The 17,469-nt window shown below is 36.9% G+C and carries 18 protein-coding genes and 1 tRNA gene; 16 read left to right on the top strand and 3 right to left on the bottom strand.

What is annotated here, in order from left to right:
* The first annotated feature begins 192 nt into the window (after nucleotides 1-192).
* The 7 genes from ACIQAA_RS17245 (at nucleotide 193) to ACIQAA_RS17215 (ending at nucleotide 8,078) form a co-directional block, all read left to right on the top strand.
* Nucleotides 193-423, top strand: coding sequence for a DUF896 domain-containing protein (locus tag ACIQAA_RS17245; protein ID WP_402621743.1), 231 nt, complete (start codon nucleotides 193-195; stop codon nucleotides 421-423).
* A gap of 182 nt (nucleotides 424-605) precedes the next feature.
* Nucleotides 606-2,612 carry a transketolase gene (gene tkt / locus ACIQAA_RS17240; RefSeq protein ID WP_402621741.1) on the top strand — a complete coding sequence of 669 codons (2,007 nt, stop codon included), beginning with the start codon at nucleotides 606-608 and terminating at the stop codon, nucleotides 2,610-2,612.
* Nucleotides 2,613-3,004: 392 nt separating this feature from the next.
* Nucleotides 3,005-3,445 carry a sporulation inhibitor of replication protein SirA gene (sirA, locus tag ACIQAA_RS17235; RefSeq protein WP_402621739.1) on the top strand — a complete coding sequence of 147 codons (441 nt, stop codon included), beginning with the start codon at nucleotides 3,005-3,007 and terminating at the stop codon, nucleotides 3,443-3,445.
* Nucleotides 3,446-3,522: 77 nt separating this feature from the next.
* The gene (locus ACIQAA_RS17230; RefSeq protein WP_063254381.1) at nucleotides 3,523-3,744 is read left to right on the top strand and encodes a YneF family protein; all 222 of its coding nucleotides are present in this window, start codon (nucleotides 3,523-3,525) and stop codon (nucleotides 3,742-3,744) included.
* Nucleotides 3,745-3,895: 151 nt separating this feature from the next.
* Nucleotides 3,896-4,366, top strand: a complete 471-nt coding sequence (locus ACIQAA_RS17225) for a hypothetical protein (protein WP_402621737.1) — start codon at nucleotides 3,896-3,898, stop codon at nucleotides 4,364-4,366.
* A gap of 165 nt (nucleotides 4,367-4,531) precedes the next feature.
* Complete coding sequence (locus ACIQAA_RS17220; protein ID WP_402621735.1) at nucleotides 4,532-6,283, top strand: ABC transporter transmembrane domain-containing protein; 1,752 nt, start codon at nucleotides 4,532-4,534, stop codon at nucleotides 6,281-6,283.
* Nucleotides 6,270-8,078 carry an ABC transporter ATP-binding protein gene (locus ACIQAA_RS17215; RefSeq protein WP_402621733.1) on the top strand — a complete coding sequence of 603 codons (1,809 nt, stop codon included), beginning with the start codon at nucleotides 6,270-6,272 and terminating at the stop codon, nucleotides 8,076-8,078. Before ACIQAA_RS17220 ends, ACIQAA_RS17215 begins: the two co-directional genes overlap by 14 nt.
* Before the next feature lie 37 nt (nucleotides 8,079-8,115).
* On the opposite strand, the gene ACIQAA_RS17210 is transcribed toward ACIQAA_RS17215, so the two are convergent.
* Complete coding sequence (locus tag ACIQAA_RS17210; RefSeq protein WP_402621731.1) at nucleotides 8,116-8,295, bottom strand: Spo0E family sporulation regulatory protein-aspartic acid phosphatase; 180 nt, start codon at nucleotides 8,293-8,295, stop codon at nucleotides 8,116-8,118.
* 280 nt (nucleotides 8,296-8,575) lie between these two features.
* Between ACIQAA_RS17210 and ACIQAA_RS17205 the strand changes: the two genes are divergently transcribed.
* Nucleotides 8,576-9,283, top strand: a complete 708-nt coding sequence (locus tag ACIQAA_RS17205; RefSeq protein ID WP_402621729.1) for a cytochrome c biogenesis CcdA family protein — start codon at nucleotides 8,576-8,578, stop codon at nucleotides 9,281-9,283.
* A gap of 62 nt (nucleotides 9,284-9,345) precedes the next feature.
* Nucleotides 9,346-9,819 carry a CcdC family protein gene (locus tag ACIQAA_RS17200; RefSeq protein WP_402621727.1) on the top strand — a complete coding sequence of 158 codons (474 nt, stop codon included), beginning with the start codon at nucleotides 9,346-9,348 and terminating at the stop codon, nucleotides 9,817-9,819.
* Between the two features lie 36 nt (nucleotides 9,820-9,855).
* On the opposite strand, the gene ACIQAA_RS17195 is transcribed toward ACIQAA_RS17200, so the two are convergent.
* Both ACIQAA_RS17195 and ACIQAA_RS17190 read right to left on the bottom strand, forming a co-directional pair.
* Nucleotides 9,856-10,338, bottom strand: coding sequence for a hypothetical protein (locus ACIQAA_RS17195; protein WP_402621725.1), 483 nt, complete (start codon nucleotides 10,336-10,338; stop codon nucleotides 9,856-9,858).
* An 80-nt stretch (nucleotides 10,339-10,418) separates the two neighbouring features.
* Nucleotides 10,419-10,847: a DUF2621 domain-containing protein gene (locus ACIQAA_RS17190; RefSeq protein WP_402621724.1), complete on the bottom strand. Its 429-nt coding sequence runs from the start codon at nucleotides 10,845-10,847 to the stop codon at nucleotides 10,419-10,421.
* A 220-nt stretch (nucleotides 10,848-11,067) separates the two neighbouring features.
* Here ACIQAA_RS17190 and ACIQAA_RS17185 point away from each other — a divergent pair.
* The 7 genes from ACIQAA_RS17185 (at nucleotide 11,068) to ACIQAA_RS17155 (ending at nucleotide 17,435) form a co-directional block, all read left to right on the top strand.
* Nucleotides 11,068-11,164: transfer RNA gene (locus ACIQAA_RS17185), tRNA-Sec, on the top strand.
* 611 nt (nucleotides 11,165-11,775) lie between these two features.
* Nucleotides 11,776-12,087, top strand: coding sequence for a hypothetical protein (locus tag ACIQAA_RS17180; RefSeq protein WP_402621722.1), 312 nt, complete (start codon nucleotides 11,776-11,778; stop codon nucleotides 12,085-12,087).
* A gap of 957 nt (nucleotides 12,088-13,044) precedes the next feature.
* Entirely contained in the window at nucleotides 13,045-14,178 is a 1,134-nt protein-coding gene (locus ACIQAA_RS17175; RefSeq protein WP_402621720.1) for a betaine/proline/choline family ABC transporter ATP-binding protein, read from the top strand.
* 17 nt (nucleotides 14,179-14,195) lie between these two features.
* A complete protein-coding gene (locus ACIQAA_RS17170; protein WP_402621719.1) occupies nucleotides 14,196-14,900 on the top strand; it encodes an ABC transporter permease in 705 nt (234 codons plus the stop codon).
* 64 nt (nucleotides 14,901-14,964) lie between these two features.
* Nucleotides 14,965-15,879 (top strand): glycine betaine ABC transporter substrate-binding protein, encoded by a 915-nt coding sequence (locus tag ACIQAA_RS17165; protein WP_402621718.1) that lies wholly within the window; start codon nucleotides 14,965-14,967, stop codon nucleotides 15,877-15,879.
* Between the two features lie 34 nt (nucleotides 15,880-15,913).
* Nucleotides 15,914-16,636, top strand: coding sequence for a cyclase family protein (locus ACIQAA_RS17160; RefSeq protein ID WP_402621716.1), 723 nt, complete (start codon nucleotides 15,914-15,916; stop codon nucleotides 16,634-16,636).
* Nucleotides 16,637-16,673: 37 nt separating this feature from the next.
* Nucleotides 16,674-17,435 (top strand): IclR family transcriptional regulator, encoded by a 762-nt coding sequence (locus tag ACIQAA_RS17155; RefSeq protein ID WP_402621714.1) that lies wholly within the window; start codon nucleotides 16,674-16,676, stop codon nucleotides 17,433-17,435.
* The last annotated feature ends 34 nt before the right edge of the window (nucleotides 17,436-17,469 follow it).

Genomic DNA, 17,469 nt, shown 5'->3' with positions numbered 1-17,469 from the left:
GAAAATGCTATCGCATTTTCTTCGTGCGTGGGCCGATTCGAAGGAGTAAATCCAATGTCCTGCAGGAGTACGGAGCAGGTGAGACCCCACAGGCGCAAGCGCCGAGGAGGCTCACCGCAACGCCTGCGGAAAGCGAAGTGCCTGCAACTGACTTGATTAACACAGCACAAGTATTTGAAAGGAGGGTCCTAAATGCTCTCAAAAGAAAAGATGGCAAGAATCAATGAATTAGCTAGAAAAGCTAAAGCAACTGGACTTACAGAAGCAGAAGCAAAGGAACAATCCAAATTAAGAAGCGAGTATTTGACCACTTTCCGCAGTTCTATGCTGGATACATTAACAAATACAAAAATCGTTGATCCTGAGGGAAATGACGTAACGCCAGAAAAAATAAAACAAAGAAAAAAATATAATCTACATTAATTTAAAAGGGAAACATTTTGTTTCCTTTTTTACATATTGCGCACTAACCTGTGTAAAAATATAAACTGAAGTGAAATAATTTGTTTAGTAGTCAAATTAATTGTTGAATTAATGTAAAGAGAGCTATAATATTAAGGTTGTTATTATTTTTTTATCCTAGAGAATCAGGAGTGATGTAAACAATGTTTGATACTATTGATGCTTTGTCCGTAACCTCTATTCGTACGCTTTCAATCGATATGATTGAAAAAGCAAATTCAGGCCATCCTGGAATGCCAATGGGTGCTGCACCAATGACCTACACTTTATGGACTCGTTTCATGAACCACAACCCAAAAAACCCAGAGTGGTTTAACCGTGATCGTTTTGTATTATCAGCAGGCCATGGATCTGCTTTATTATACAGCATGCTTCATTTATCTGGTTACAATCTATCAATGGATGACTTAAAGCAATTCCGTCAATGGGGAAGCAAGACTCCAGGACATCCTGAGTACCGTCATACTGAAGGGGTAGAAGCCACAACAGGTCCACTTGGACAAGGTATTGCAATGGCTGTTGGTATGGCAATGGCAGAGCGCCATACTGCTAGTGTCTACAATAAGGAAAATTATGAACTTGTTAACCATTATACATACAGTATTTGTGGTGATGGAGATTTAATGGAAGGTGTATCTGCAGAAGCTGCTTCACTTGCTGGACACTTAAAATTAGGTCGTTTAGTGGTATTATACGATTCAAATGATATTTCACTTGATGGAGATTTAAATAAGTCTTTCTCAGAAAGCGTAAAGGAACGTTTCTTATCATATGGCTGGCAATACCTTCGAGTTGAAGACGGAAACAATCTAGAAGAAATTGCTCAGGCCCTTGAAGAAGCTAGAAATGATCTAGACCGTCCGACAATGATTGAAGTTAGAACGGTTATCGGATATGGCTCACCAAACCGTGCAGGAACTTCTGGCGTTCATGGTTCTCCGCTTGGAGCTGACGAATTAAAGCTTACAAAAGAAGCTTACAAATGGACTTTTGAAGAAGATTTCCATGTACCACAGGAAGTATATGACAACTTCCAAAACCTTATCGTTGAAAACGGTACTAAGAAAGAAAAAGAATGGAATGACCTTTTTGCACAATACCAAAAGGACTATCCTGAACTAGCAAATCAATTAGAAAAAGCATTGAAAAACGAATTACCTGAAGGCTGGGATAAGGATATTCCAGTTTACAGCGAAGGTAAAGCTCTAGCTAGCCGTGCGTCATCAGGTGAAGCACTAAACGGTATCGCGAAAAATTTACCAATCTTTATCGGGGGATCTGCTGACCTTGCTGGTTCCAATAAAACGATGATCAAAGGTACAGGAGATTTTGCACCAGGCAGCTATGATGCCAGAAATATTTGGTTCGGAGTTCGTGAATTTGCAATGGGTGCAGCAATGAACGGGATCGCTTTACATGGCGGAGTGAAGATTTTTGGAGGAACATTCTTTGTATTCTCTGATTACCTTCGTCCAGCAATCCGTTTGGCTGCGTTAATGGGCTTACCAGTAACGTACGTATTCACTCATGACAGTATTGCTGTTGGTGAAGATGGACCTACACATGAACCTGTTGAACAGCTTGCAGCACTACGTGCAATGCCAGGTCTTTCTATTATTCGTCCAGCAGATGGCAACGAGACAGCAGCAGCATGGAAGCTGGCAGTTGAATCTACAAACAAACCTACTGCTTTAGTGTTAACACGTCAAGATCTGCCAACACTAAAAGGAACAGATCAAAACGCTTACGAAGGCGTTTCAAAAGGTGCTTATGTGGTTTCTCCTTCTGAAAAAGAGACTCCAGACGCATTATTACTAGCAACTGGTTCTGAAGTAAGTTTAGCTGTTGAAGCACAAGCTGCTTTAGCTGGCGAAGGTATTCATGTTTCTGTTGTAAGTATGCCATCATGGGATCGCTTCGAACAGCAATCACAAGAATACAAAAACTCAGTTCTTCCAAAGAACGTGAAAAAGCGTCTTGGAATTGAAGTTGGTTCTTCATTTGGCTGGCACAAATACACAGGTGATGAAGGTGACGTCCTAGCAATCGATACATTCGGGGCTTCTGCACCTGGAGAAAAAATTATGGAAGAATACGGCTTCAGTGTTAGCAATGTAGTAGCACGCGTGAAAGCACTTCTTCAAAAATAAGCCAACATTGAAGGGATCGGTATTACTGCCCGTTCCTATCACAATCATTAAAATGTAACCAAAAATGACTATCAAATCGTAAGCTGATTTGATAGTCATTTTTTATTAATATGACAACAGAATGATAAAAAGGCAAACACGGATTGTGTTTACCTTTGCTAAAATGGGGAAATACGATAGTTATCTGGAAATATCCGTCCTATACAGATATAAACTTTATATCAATGATTTTGATTTTAATAAATACCATTTATTAGTTGAATATAATAAAATTTGTAAGAAACTAATGAATTCGACAATAATAGTGATATTTTTTGCCGGTAAAAGACAAATGTTTTGACAACGCATATTTATAATTGATAGAAAGGGTATTCAACGAAGGAGAGATCGTGGTGAGACATTATCAGCTTTATTTAATAGAAGATGAATTTGCCGCCCATTACTTCGGAAGAGAGCGTATGTTTTTTCAGCTTTTTCAGGAACATGACAAAGCAGAAGGTGAACTTAAATTTATTACAAATAAGCAAATATCGTATATAACAAAGTCGATAGAAGTTTTAAAAATCCATAATTTAATTCAGAAACAACTTGGTAAAAAGAAAGGGTTTCGTGCTGAACATGGTACATACTCAATTGAGTTAAGTGGAAAACTAAGTACAGCGAAACTAAGGGTTTACCAGGATTTAATCATGATTGAGGCTACAGGCAGCTATGAAGCAGAAACGATTTTCTTTGAAGTACTGAGAAAATGTGAATCTTCCTTTATGGCATTAGACCTGGATCATCAGAGATTTGGATGGTTAAAGCCTATTAAAGAGAGAAAATATGTCTAATCTTTTAAAAGAGAATATTGTATATTCCTGTTTAATTTAGTACACTGTATGTTAGACAACATGAAGGAGGAAGTTTAATGGGTACAGGTCTATGGATTCTAGTTGTTATACTAGCATTAGTAGCTGGTGTAGCTCTAGGATTTTTCATTGCTCGCAGATATATGATGAGCTATTTAAAGAAAAATCCGCCAATCAATGAGCAAATGTTAAAAATGATGATGATGCAAATGGGTATGAAGCCTTCTCAAAAGAAGATCAACCAAATGATGGCTGCTATGAACAAACAACAAGGCAAATAATAGATGAAACCAAAACCATTTTATCTTTGGATAAAGTGGTTTTTTCATTTATTTAGAATATTATTATTTTAAAAAAGTATATTGAAATGTAGGATAAATAGATACATAATAGTTACGCTAAGAACAACTGCATAGATAAAGGAGCATTTATATGAAAAAAGTTTTATCACTTATTTTAATTTTACTTTTAGCTTTAACAGCGTGCGGAACGCAAGAAAAAGAAGAGACCGCTTCGCCTGAAGAAAAGAAAACAGAAGAGGGTACAAGTGCTGCTAAAGAAGAAAAGACAAATACAAGAGAGTTAACAGCTGAAGATGAAAAGTTCAGTAAATTTATCGTAGAAAAAAAGTATGACCAAGTAGTTACAGAGACAGTTTCTTTAAAGACTGAATCACAAAAAGACTTCTATTATATCGCATCAGCATTTATTAAAAATAATGAGAATCAAACAAAGACATATGATCCAGCTGATCTAACTGCGATGAAAACAGATTTTCAGGTAATTGTTAATTATATTAACCGAGTGAAGTTTGTACCTGATGAAATCAAAGCTGAAGTGGAAGGATTAAAAAAATCTGCTGAAGAAAAAGTGGCAGAAGCAGATAAACAATTAACAAAATAAACATGGACTTGCACTCATATCTATGAGTGTTTTTTTATAAATGGAAAAAATGTCTAAATCTTTATTATTTTACTAATATTTGATAAAATATACTTCCAGGCGAGATGGAATGATTTTTTTAAAATAATAAAAGGATAAGGTCAATTATTTTTCGGGGGAAGAATTATGAGAGTATTTTTAGATTTAGGCTGGTTTTTTAAGCAAGAGAAAAAAGCATACTTAACAGGGACATTTATATTACTGTTTGTCGCGCTGCTTCAACTCGTACCGCCAAAGGTAATCGGCGTGATAGCCGATCATATTAATGAAGGTACGTTGACCAAAGGCTTGCTTCTTGAATGGATGCTCGTATTAGTGGGTGCAGGACTCGGTATGTATGTCTTGAGGTATTTTTGGCGAATCATGATTTTTGGTTCAGCGGTTAAACTTAGCAAACAGCTGCGAAATCGCTTATATCAGCACTTTACCAATATGTCACCATCGTTTTATCAGAAACGCAGGATTGGCGATTTAATGGCACATGCCACGAACGACTTACAGGCTATTCAACAAACAGCCGGTGCGGGAGTCCTAACGTTAGTAGATTCTCTATCAACAGGTGGATTCGTTATCCTGGCCATGGCATTTACAATCAGCTGGAAATTAACGTTGATTTGTTTAATACCGATGCCTTTTATGGCAGTGCTTACAAATTGGTTTGGCACCATGCTCCACCGTACCTTTCACAAGGCACAAGAAGCCTTCTCTGATTTGAATGATAAAACACAGGAAAGTATTTCAGGGATCAAGGTTATAAAAACGTTTGGGCAGGAAAAAGAAGACATTGAGGATTTCCGAAAGCAATCCGAAGATGTTGTACAAAAAAACATCGTCGTCGCAAAAATAGATTCTTTATATGATCCTACTATTTCCATTATAGTGGGTATATCGTTTTTCTTAGCGATTACCTTTGGTTCGAAATATGTGTTGGCAGGAGAATTATCGATTGGTGAGTTAATTGCCTTTACGACCTATCTAGGACTTTTAATCTGGCCAATGTTGGCATTCGGCTGGCTGTTTAACATCGTTGAACGCGGTCGGGCTTCTTATGACCGTGTAGCCGCATTGCTTCGTGAAAAGTCAGACATTACAGACACAAGTGATGCTTTAGAGGTCGTGCCTAGCGGCGGTATTCAATATAACATTGAGAAATTCACTTTCCCTGGTGAAAAGGAACCAATGTTAAAGGATATCTCCTTTACTCTTAATAGAGGAGAAACACTCGGAATTGCAGGGAAAACAGGTGCTGGTAAAACGACACTGTTAAAGCTTCTCATACGTGAATTTGAAGACTATGAAGGGGAAATTAAATTCGGCGATCATACCCTTCAAGAATATAAGCTGGTAAAAATGCGTGAAGCCATTGGCTATGTGCCACAGGATCATTTCTTATTCTCAGCCAGTGTGGGTGAAAATATTGCTTTTACGAACCCAAAAGCACCAAAAGAAGAAATCTATGGTGCCGCAAAGCTGGCCAATATTCATGATGATATTCTTCAATTTACAGAAGGCTATGAAACTGTTGTCGGTGAAAGGGGAGTCTCACTATCCGGCGGACAGAAACAAAGAATTTCGATTGCACGTGCATTGCTAATGAACCCAGAAGTCCTGGTTCTAGATGATTCATTATCAGCAGTTGATGCAAAAACGGAAGAAGCAATACTTTCCTCTTTAAGGAAGAATCGTGAGGGGAAAACAACCATCATTACTTCTCATCGTTTAAGTGCCATCCAGCACGCAAATCTAATCTTAGTTCTAGATAATGGCAGGATTATAGAAAGAGGAACGCATGAAGAATTGATGGCAAGTGATGGCTGGTATAAGGAAATGTATTTACGTCAGCAGCTAGAGGAGTTGGTCGAGCATGGTGGACATTAAAATAGATGAAACAGCACAGCTGACTGAAAAAGAACAAAAACGTGTTTTGTATCGTCTGCTTTCCTATACGAAACCACATAAAAAGGAATTAATTCTAGCATTCAGTCTTCTCGTGTTAACAACATTAGGAGAGTTAGCATCTCCTATTCTCGTTAAAATCTTTATTGATGATTACTTAACACCAGGAAATTTAGTGTTTCAGCCTTTGTTGATCCTTGGGGTAAGCTATCTTGGAATTCAAATTGTAAAATCAGTCCTGTTATTTTTTCAATTAGTAAAGTTTCAGGAGATTGCCTTAAAGATTATCCAGCAGCTGCGGGTTGATATCTTTTCAAAGGTTCAATCACTAGGACTTAAATATTTTGATCAAACACCGGCAGGAAGTATCGTTTCCAGGATTACGAACGATACCGAAGCGATTAAAGATATGTTTGTTACCGTACTTTCAACCTTTATCCAAAGCGGATTTTTACTGACGGGTATTTTCATTACCATGTTTATTTTGGATGTAAAGTTGGCGTTGTTCTGTCTGATTTTTATACCACTAATTCTACTGGTCATGAGTTTATACCGTAAATTTAGTTCCCGTTTTTATTTGGATATGCGTGAAAGACTCAGCCAATTAAATGCGAAGCTAAGTGAATCTCTGCAGGGAATGAGTATTATCCAGGTATTCCGTCAGGAAAAGAGACTTCGCAAAGAGTTTGAAGACATCAATGAAAAGCACTATAACTCCGGTATGAAAAATATTAAGATTGACGGATTACTGTTGCGGCCTGCTGTTGACTTGATTTTTATTTTAGGATTAATCATCGTCTTAAATTATTTTGGGATTACCTCATTGGACAGTCCAGTTGAAATTGGTGTGCTTTACGCCTTTGTCAATTACCTGGAGCGTTTCTTTGAACCCGTCAATAATATGATGATGAGATTATCGTTGTATCAGCAAGCGATTGTGGCTGGGGCACGTGTTTTTAGAATATTGGATAAACAAGAATTGGCACCGGCACAAAGTGAAAAAAGTGCTCTATCGATTGAAGAGGGAAGAATTGAATTTAAGAATTTAACTTTTTCTTACGATGGACAGCGGGATGTGTTAAAAAATATATCCTTTACGGCTAACCCTGGGGAAACCGTGGCACTCGTCGGGCATACGGGAAGTGGAAAAAGTTCGATTATTAATCTATTAATGAGATTTTATGAATATGAAAATGGTGATATCTTAATAGATGGTAAATCCATTCGAGATTTCTCTAAGGAAGAATTACGCGATAAAATGGGGCTTGTACTCCAAGATCCGTTTTTATTTTACGGAACCGTAAGAGAAAATATTACGCTTCATAATCATCACCTAACGGATGAGCAAGTAGAGGAAGCAGCGAAATTTGTTCAGGCACATACGTTTATCGAAAAGCTGGAAGATACCTATAATCATAAAGTAGTGGAAAGGGGATCTACTTTTTCGAGTGGACAGCGGCAATTGATTGCCTTTGCAAGGACGATTGCAGCGAATCCAAAGATACTGGTCCTCGATGAAGCAACCGCTAATATTGATACCGAAACAGAAGAAGCCATTCAAACGGCTCTTGCAAAAATGAGGAAGGGGCGGACGACTATCGCCATTGCCCATCGGTTATCGACGATTCAGGACGCTAACTTAATTCTCGTCCTCCACCAAGGTGAAATTGTAGAAAGAGGAACGCATCAAGAGCTGTTGGCGCTTGGCGGGCTATATCATAAAATGTTCCTATTACAAAATGGAGCTGTTGAACGTTTAGAGGATGTTATGCATTAAATAAGAAAAAATCCTGGCAATGTGCCAGGATTTTTCATCAGAGACTCGCCACTCGGCGGGTTTTCTTTATATACTTTCGATTATACTCATTTAAAAGGTGGTCTAATTCTTGGCTATAGCGAATAGCAATGGAGGAGGTCAAGCCGTTTGTAACCGCGACTTGTATTAATTCAGCACGCTTATTTTCTATTAGTTCAATAAGATCTTGTTTAATCATAGCCGTGGCCCTTTCCGGAGAAACTCCAATAATAGATAACAAAACATTGGCAGGAAATTCTCTACCAATGTTTTACTAGTATAACCTAAGATGGGAATAAATACAAAGATATTTGTAAATAATTATCCAACTAATTTAGGTATTTAATAGATTTATTGTCATTTTGTTGAAGGGGATTTTAATATATTGCCAGCGACACAAAATATTCATGTTAACCATTATCTTTTAGGGGTAAGTTTTGTTAAAATGAAGGAGTATCGACTATAGTGGGAGTGTTAATATGACTGACGTAAATATATTTTTGGCCTTGGGTGCTGGTTTTTTAAGTTTTATCTCACCATGCTGTTTACCGCTATACCCTGCATTTCTATCGTATATCACGGGGATGTCTGTAGGGGAGTTAAAAACTGAAAATGCCATGCTTCAAAAACGGAGTCTTCTACATACAATCTTTTTCCTTATAGGATTTTCGGCTATTTTCATCGCAATTGGTTTTGGAACTTCCTTTGTAGGAAGCTTCTTCCTCGAGTACAAAGATCTTATTCGTCAGCTTGGCGGAATATTTATTGTACTGTTTGGATTAATCATTGTGGGAGTATTCAAACCGGAGTTTTTGATGAAGGATCGTAAATTAGAATTTAAAAATCGACCTTCTGGCTTTTTTGGTTCAGCGCTTATTGGAATGGCCTTTGCTGCCGGCTGGACTCCATGTACAGGTCCAATTCTTTCGGCGGTTATTGCTTTAGCTGCAACAAATCCAGGTTCAGGAGTACTATACATGACTGCTTATTCTCTTGGGTTTGCCATTCCGTTTTTAATCTTATCATTCTTCGTCGGTCGGATGAAATGGATTCGCAAAAACAGTGGAAAGATTATGAAATTCGGTGGTTACATCATGATTGTAATGGGTATTGTCCTCTTTTTTGACTGGATGACAAAAATCATAGAGATTTTCTCAAGATTGTTTGGTGGATTTACAGGTTTCTAAAACATGAATCATATATTAAAATATGATATAGCTTTATTTTAAGAAAATAGGGGATGGAACCTATGAACTTCGTTGTTGTATCTTCAATCGGAGCTGTATTTATGGGGATTTTGGCTTTATTTGTCCGTATGAAGGCTGCTAAAAAACCTACAAATGCATTAAAAATTATCCTGCCGCCAGTCTTTATGTCGAGCGGGGCATTGATGTACGTGGTACCACAATTTCGGTTAACTGGTATGGAAATCATAGAGGTCGTCATTTTGGGAATGCTTTTTTCGATTCTGTTAATCAAAACATCTAAATTTGAAATTCGCGAAAACCAGATTTACTTAAAAAGATCTAAGGCTTTTATTTACATTTTAGTTGGATTGTTAATTGTGAGATTAGCTTTAAAATCAATCTTAAGTACAACCATTGACTTTGGAGAACTCAGCGGCATGTTCTTCCTGCTGGCATTTAGTATGATTGTTCCATGGCGGGTTGCGATGTATCTAGATTATAAAAAACTATATAGACAGCTTTATGGTCATCACTGAAGAAACGCTCAGGGCATAATATTCCTGAGCGTTTCTTTAATATCGATATCTTTTGATTTTATCAAACAAATACTGTACTCCATATAAAAGATAGGCTTTATAATGTAAGTAGACAAAAAACTGAATATGATTTAATCGGCCTAGACTAACGATTTTAAACTTCTTAAGAACATCAATGATAACGAACGCAAAGGCACCATCAGCAATTACATTAAGTAACACAAACTTCTTGAAGTTTCCGTTCGAGATTTTAAGGAGCCACATCGAAAGAGGAGCATAAGGACCCACACTAAAAGGAAGTTCATCCCTTATAAATGATTTGCGTTTATCGTAAAACTTCCACCATTTGCGCTGATGTCCATACAAATGATTGATGATTTCAAAAATAATAATAAAAACGCCAGAAAAAGAATACCGTTTAAAATCACGCTTTCCTATAAATAATAATGACAGCCACGGTATCAATATTAACAATAGATTAAATATCTTGTGCCTCTTTGTGGCCATGCGTTTTGCCATCTGTTTCACCCCAACCTACTAATTGACTCTCTTTTAAAGTATCCAAAATCATGAAAAAAAACCGCCAAAAATTGGACGGTTTAGAATAAATGCTCATAAGGAGCTACATCAATTCTATTTTCAAAAAGCTTTTTACGTAAAAATTTATGATCTCTTTTTGGTGTGGCTTGAATGTAGCCGCGGATTACAAGGTCTTCTGTAATTTTAGGTGCTTTCTCATTAAGCGCAATCTCGCCAATCTTACCTGCTATTTTGTGCCTAGCTACATCACGGAATAATTCAGGAACCGGGCTGACCAAATCTTCAAGAAGAGCTTTCTCTTCGTCACCCCAAAGGTGCCGAGATTCATTCACATAATATTCTTCCCAGTCCATAACCGATTTGCCATCGTCTTTTGGCATTCTTTTAAGGAATTTCCGAAACATAAAAAATCCGCCAATCGCCATGGCTCCGGCAAAGGCAAAGATCCATAATAAAATAAACCAAAGAAACCAACCTGTTAACTGCATTGTTTTCACCTACACGATACTATTTTCATCTATTTATTATAGTCTGTAATAAGGTGAAAAGACAAGTCATTGCCTTTTGTGTCAAGGAAAAGTAGAGCTCTAAGAAGATTTGTAAAAGTTGTCGGAAAAATGACAATGTCCCCAACACTATTGATTTATTACTATATTCCATTGTATTATAATTACAAAAGGTAGTTATCTTTTTTACAATAATAATTATGGGGCTGAATGGGGTACTGGTGTCCTCCACAGTCTTCAAAACTGCTTGAGACCTGCGTGCCAGGTCTGGTGGGTTCGATTCCCACGCAGTCCCGCCAATACTGACTTTTTTAGCGTTTTTATTATTATAAGTTCTCGTACACGGTCTAAATGGTGTTTTTTTACTAGACTGTTAAAGACGTTTAGCAAGACTGTGAAGAACATTTACTCTTAGTCGCCTATAAAAATTCATAGGAGGCTATTTTTTATGCATAAAATTATTCGTAAGTATAAGCGTATTCAAGGAAGTAGAAAGAGTACAAAAAGGTTTTAGATGAATTAACATTAGATGAATTGTTTGATAAGTTTATGACTTTTAAGAAGTCAGATGCATTGGAACCTTGAACTATATCAGAGTACTATATTTATTTTGATTATCTGAAAGAAGTATCTTTTAGAAAGGCTTCTTCCTCTTTATTATTACATATTATCATTTCCACTTTTTTAGTCTTTGGTGGGGATACTTGATGCAGTTTAACCGATGTCGGTTAAAGTCCTCTACCATCTATTTTCTCGTTTTCTAGTTTATTAGAATATTATTATTGTTAGTTAATTTAAAACAATTTATGGGTTGGTATAGCTTTAAATATTTGTTACCATTAAGTTTAAGGTGACTTTTGCTGTATTTTGTCTTTAATTAAAATAACAAAGTCCAATAGGGAGTGATTAGATGTCAATCAAAGTATTTATAGAATATAAAATAAAAAGAGAGGAGGAGGGATTCTATCGTTCATTTCTGCATGAGGTCCTGAAGTACCACCGAGATCAATGGGGAATCAGTGATTTTCAAATTTTTGAAGGTACTGACCAGCATAGTTTGTTTGTTGAAGAGTTTCATGTCGAAAATATAGAGCTATTCCAGAATTATAACGAGGAACGATTACAAGAAAAAAATCAATTGTGGAATAGACTTCACAATTGTATTGAAGGCGGAAGAGACAAAGTTCACATCTGGTCTTTTCAAAGTTTGGATATATCATAGAAAAGTGTTCTAAGAGTAAATGACGTTTTTTAAAAGTGTTTGGAATAGTTTAAATAACTTACTTCACTACATTTAGATCTTTCTTCAAATCAACAATTTTTGTAAAGCAAACCTTACAGAGTAATTTTTACAAGTTACTTATATTAGTTTAACACAACTCAGCAAGTGAGAGTGATATTGTTCCCTTCTCTTGGTTTTTACAATGTCAAATTAAATGGAAGAAGTGATGATGAATGTGCAATTGCAATGATGCTTTATACCATAAAAAACAGGATTAATATTAGCTAAAATTCTCCTTATTTATTCAGAACCTTCTGCTTATTAAGGTATTATAGTAACCCCTCTTTTCTTCTATCCATAAATTGAGTTCACAATGATCTCCCTAAACCTCTATCCCCTTTTCATTTAATTGTGTTTGAACAATCATTAACAAAAATGAACATTTCTATCTCTTTATTCAACACTAAAAGAATAGGTACGGAAACAATTGGTCCTTGCTTTGATGATTTCCTTTTTTATCTAAGGTTAAGATGATTTAGACTAGAACTAAAGTAGTTATTGGAAGTCATATCTCATTATATAAGAATGACTTCTTTTTCAAATTTCTAAAAAAGATAATTATAAAAATATGATTATTATTTTTAATCTTATTTAATTTATTGAATATAATTTCATATATAGAGAATATAGTCCTGATATGTGATACGAAAATATATGGAAAATAAAAAAAATATAAAATTTATTCTGAATATTGATAATATTGTATCAATGATATATAATCCTTTTAAAGCGTTTACAAAAATACTTTATTAACAAACCTTACATAAGTTATCACAACTAGAAACAGAACTTTTAAAATAATCTAATAATATTTCTCAATATAAGGGAGTGGTGTACCAATAAATAAAAATTTGTTAGTTTATTGCATCTATATTATTTAAGGATAGGAGGGTTCCATTGATCAGATTTGAAAATGTAACCAAAATGTACGGGGATGTTAAAACACTAACTGACATCAGCTTTGAAGTACAAAAAGGGGAGATTCTTTCTCTCATAGGACCAAGTGGATGCGGTAAAACAACAACTTTAAGGATGATCAATCGCTTGATTGAATTGTCGTCTGGCAAGATTTACATTGATGGCAGGGATATTTCAGAGATTGATCCCGTCGAATTACGACGAGGGATCGGATATGTTATTCAGCAAGTAGGTTTACTACCTCATTTGACCATCGGTAAAAATATAGGTCTCGTCCCTAAATTAAAGGGATGGAAAGAAGAACAATACAACCAGCGTATAAACGATCTTCTGGATATGGTTGGTTTAGATCCTCATGTTTTTCGAAACCGCTATCCAGCTGAATTAAGTGGTGGTCAACAACAAAGGGTTGGAGTTATTCGCGCTTTAGCTGCTGAACCACCTATCGTACTTATGGACGAACCGTTCAGCGCACTTGACCCGATTAGTCGAGATCAATTGCAGGATGATATTGCCCGTATCCAAAAGGAAATTCATAAGACAATTGTTTTTGTTACACATGATATGGATGAAGCACTAAAAATCTCTGACCGAATCGCAATTATGCATCATGGACGGATTGTTCAACTGAATACTCCAAAAGCGATTTTGGAACAACCGGTCAATGAATTTGTAAAAGATTTTATCGGTGAAAAGCGTTTAAATACCAAAAAGGAGTTATCTGAATCATTGGTTTCTCTCGAGGATGTAATGGTTACATACGAATACATTTCTCCTCATAACACTCTCCAGAATGCATGGTCATTTGCTAGGGCCGAGGGGTATGAGGTCCTCATGGTTGTCGACCAGAATGAACAGGTGCTGGGAATCATTACATTAGAGGATTTAAGTCATCATGTAAACACCCATCGAGTAAATGAGTCCGTTGAAGCCATTATGAATACCAAAGTTCCGGTAATGGATTGTACCCTTGGCTGGAAAGAGGCAGCTAAACATTTCTTAGATGAGAATGTAAAAGCAATAGTTATTGTGAAACAAAACAAGGTGATCGGGTTAGTAACTGAAAAAAGTATTATAAGAAGCTTAGCTAATCTTAAATCAGTTGCCTTATAAAAGGAGGGTATTAACCTATGGTAGATGCATGGAATTTAATGATTGAAACCGTCACTAATCGGTGGGATATGTTAATGACGTCGTTATGGCAGCACATTTACATCTCCATGGTATCTATGGTCATCGTATTGGTCATTTCCATTCCGTTAGGAATCTATTTAACAAGAAAAAAGAAGCTAGCTGAACCTGTAATTGGATTTACCGGAATTTTTCAAACTATTCCAAGTATTGCTCTGTTCGGATTTTTATTGCCCTTCGTCGGAATCGGAATCAAGCCGACGATCATTGCACTGGTCCTATATGCATTACTTCCTGTCGTACGAAACGTCTATACAGGGATTCTTGAAGTAAACCAATCTGTCGTTGACGCTGGTCGTGGGATGGGAATGACCAGTAAGCAAATTCTGTGGATGATCGAGATCCCTCTAGCATTGCCAATCATTATGGCTGGGATACGTACAGCTACCATTATGACTATTGGGGTAACGACAATTGCCGCGTTTGTTGGTGCTGGGGGACTAGGGGAAATTATCTTCCGTGGAGTATCCATGATGAGAACAGAACTAACACTTCTTGGTGCTATCCCAGCAGCGACATTAGCCATTTTAACGGACTTTCTTCTAAAAAAACTAGAAGTAAAAGTCACTCCTAAATCGATACAAAAGAAAAAAGAGAAAAAGAAGCGGCTTCACCTAGGAAGGAAACAAAAGCAAGTAGCCTAATCCCATTATCCAATAATCAAAAATGAAGAAATTAGCGATTATTAATATTCAAGGGGGTTTAATAGTGAAGAATCTATTTGTTTTCTGTGTATCGCTCTTTTTAATTTTCATGACAGCATGCTCCAGTAGTACAACTTCTAATAGTGAAGAGAATACAACAAAGATTACTATCGGAGGAAAAGTTTTTACAGAACAGGTTGTCCTTGTCAATATTATGGCTGAACTATTGAAGGATAGGACGGATCATGATATTAGCACTGAGGAGGGTTTGGGTTCATCCCAAGTGTTAATGCAGGCTATGTCAGACGATGACATCCAAATCTATGCAGACTACACAGGTACAGGTTACATCAATATTCTAAAAAATGAATTAAAACCAGAAGATACCGCTGACAGCATCTATAAAATGACGAAAGAAGGATATGAGAAGGAATACGGATTCACATGGTTGAAACCTATGAATTTTTCTAATACGTGGACGCTGATTATGAAAGAGGAAAAGGCAAAAGAGCTAAATATAAAAACGTTCTCTGATTTGGCCGTACATACAAAAAATTTGAGTATCGGTTCTGATGCCCAGTTTTTTGAAAGAGGAGACGGGTATGAAGGTGTGGTTGAAAAATATGGTTATGCCGATTTCAAAGAAACGAAGGAAATGGACATTGGCTTAGCATTCCAAGCACTTGATAAAGGACAAATCGATGTGCTAGTTGGTTATGCAACGGACGGTCGGATCCCAGCCTTGAACCTTGTCACTCTTAAAGATGACAAAGGATACTTCCCGCCATATTTTCCGGCACCAATCTTAAAAGAAGAATTTGCTGACAAACATCCTGAAGTAGTAGATGCCTTGAATGAATTAGCAGATAAACTGGATGAAAAAACAATCTCTGATTTGAATGCAAGAGTAGATGTTGAGAAAAAGGATCCTATTAGTGTTGCAAAACAATTTTTAAAGGAATCAGGACTAGTAAAATAAAGAACATAATTTGTTAAATTAGGAGGATTCTAGAATGAAAGTAATAGATTTATCTTTAACAATCGCTGAGGATATACTATATGCAGGATTTCCAAGGAGTTTGGTCTACGGGAAACCAGAATCTAGCACGAAGATATGGGAAGTGGCTTCTTTAAAAGAAAATAAGGTTCAGTCTCACAATTTTACTATGTGCACCCAGCATTTCACACATTATGATGCACCTGCTCATTTTTTGGAAGACGGTTTAAAGAATGATGAAGTCCCGATCGACTCCTTTGTAGGTGAGGCAGTAATGTTTGACATGATGCATAAAGAGCCTGGTTCCTATGTGACGGCAAGTGACCTTGAACATGCTGGAGTTGAAGTGAGGGAAGGAGATATTGCCATTATTCGAACAGGGTGGACAGACAAATCCTTCGGAACCTTACGATTTTGGCAGGAAATGATTGGATTGTCCACTTGTGCTGCCGAATGGCTCATCTCGAAAAAAATCAAGTCAGTTGCCGGAGATTTTATGCTATGTGATTCTCCTCTAAACCCTCCAGAAGATCGTAAATGGGAGAGTGACAACTGGAGTCCGAATCACTTTACATTTCTGACAAGGAATATCGTTATGTTAGAATGGCTAACAAACTTGCAGGCAATAACAGAAAAACGTTTCTTGTTTGGTTGTGTCCCAATCAAATTGAAGGGAACAGATGGAGCTCCTTGTCGGGCTTTTGCAATAGAAGGGGTGTTGAACCGAAAATATTCATAAAATAACGAGTTGGGCTGTATAGAAAGGAGAACTAGAGATGGCATCAGATTCAAATCGTACTTTAGAAAATGGGCTTGATATGTTATTTCAATTTACGGAGCAAAAGCCGGTATTGTCGGTCAAAGATATTGTTGCTGAATTGGATTTACCCAGAAGCACGGCATACCGTTTGTTGGAAACGTTGAAAAATAAAAAACTGATCCAGGAGAGCGGGCCAGGACGCTATCGTCTCGGTCTAAGTATCCTACAGTTAGCAAAAGTCGCTACAGTAGGCATGGAGTTGGTCACTTTAGCGCTCTCAGCAATGGAGGAACTTTCAAAAGAGACTGATGAAACGGTTATCCTAACAGGTCTTATCGATGATCGGGCGATTTGTATTGACCGAATTGAAAGTACTCAGCCAATCAAGTTAACTTTTGAACGTGGAAGGGTACAGCCGCTGCATGTTGGTGCTTCTGCAAAAATCCTTCTGGCCTTCTTGGATGAGGACAAGCAACGGGACATCATTGATAAGTTATGGAGAAATGGAATGATTGTTGACAGGAATGAGTACAAGAAAAGGTTATCTAATATAAAGGAAGAAGGTTTTGCCATTAGTAATGAAGAAATTGATTTAGGAGCCTGGGCTGTTGCAGTACCCATATTTGGGGTCTCTGGAAATATCTTGGCTGGCATTACAGTTGCTGGCCCAAAATTCCGAATTGATAATGAAAAAGAGAAGAGGATTATAGATAAGCTACAATTATTTGCAGATGAATTAAACGAAAAAATCAAGTTGATGGAGATTGATTCTATTTAAATGAAGCAGTTCAGTTTGTGTGCAGGAGGAACCG

The sequence above is a fragment of the Neobacillus sp. NPDC093182 genome, assembly GCF_044754045.1.
This window is presented reverse-complemented; position numbering and strand designations above follow the sequence as displayed.

Coding starts and splice junctions, on each gene's coding strand:
- ACIQAA_RS17245 (WP_402621743.1), top strand. CDS start 193: ATGCTCTCAAAAGAAAAGATGGCAAGAATCAATGAATTAGCTAGAAAA.
- tkt (WP_402621741.1), top strand. CDS start 606: ATGTTTGATACTATTGATGCTTTGTCCGTAACCTCTATTCGTACGCTT.
- ACIQAA_RS17230 (WP_063254381.1), top strand. CDS start 3,523: ATGGGTACAGGTCTATGGATTCTAGTTGTTATACTAGCATTAGTAGCT.
- ACIQAA_RS17225 (WP_402621737.1), top strand. CDS start 3,896: ATGAAAAAAGTTTTATCACTTATTTTAATTTTACTTTTAGCTTTAACA.
- ACIQAA_RS17220 (WP_402621735.1), top strand. CDS start 4,532: ATGAGAGTATTTTTAGATTTAGGCTGGTTTTTTAAGCAAGAGAAAAAA.
- ACIQAA_RS17215 (WP_402621733.1), top strand. CDS start 6,270: ATGGTGGACATTAAAATAGATGAAACAGCACAGCTGACTGAAAAAGAA.
- ACIQAA_RS17210 (WP_402621731.1), bottom strand. CDS start 8,295: ATGATTAAACAAGATCTTATTGAACTAATAGAAAATAAGCGTGCTGAA.
- ACIQAA_RS17205 (WP_402621729.1), top strand. CDS start 8,576: ATGACTGACGTAAATATATTTTTGGCCTTGGGTGCTGGTTTTTTAAGT.
- ACIQAA_RS17200 (WP_402621727.1), top strand. CDS start 9,346: ATGAACTTCGTTGTTGTATCTTCAATCGGAGCTGTATTTATGGGGATT.
- ACIQAA_RS17195 (WP_402621725.1), bottom strand. CDS start 10,338: ATGGCAAAACGCATGGCCACAAAGAGGCACAAGATATTTAATCTATTG.
- ACIQAA_RS17190 (WP_402621724.1), bottom strand. CDS start 10,847: ATGCAGTTAACAGGTTGGTTTCTTTGGTTTATTTTATTATGGATCTTT.
- ACIQAA_RS17180 (WP_402621722.1), top strand. CDS start 11,776: ATGTCAATCAAAGTATTTATAGAATATAAAATAAAAAGAGAGGAGGAG.
- ACIQAA_RS17170 (WP_402621719.1), top strand. CDS start 14,196: ATGGTAGATGCATGGAATTTAATGATTGAAACCGTCACTAATCGGTGG.
- ACIQAA_RS17160 (WP_402621716.1), top strand. CDS start 15,914: ATGAAAGTAATAGATTTATCTTTAACAATCGCTGAGGATATACTATAT.
- ACIQAA_RS17155 (WP_402621714.1), top strand. CDS start 16,674: ATGGCATCAGATTCAAATCGTACTTTAGAAAATGGGCTTGATATGTTA.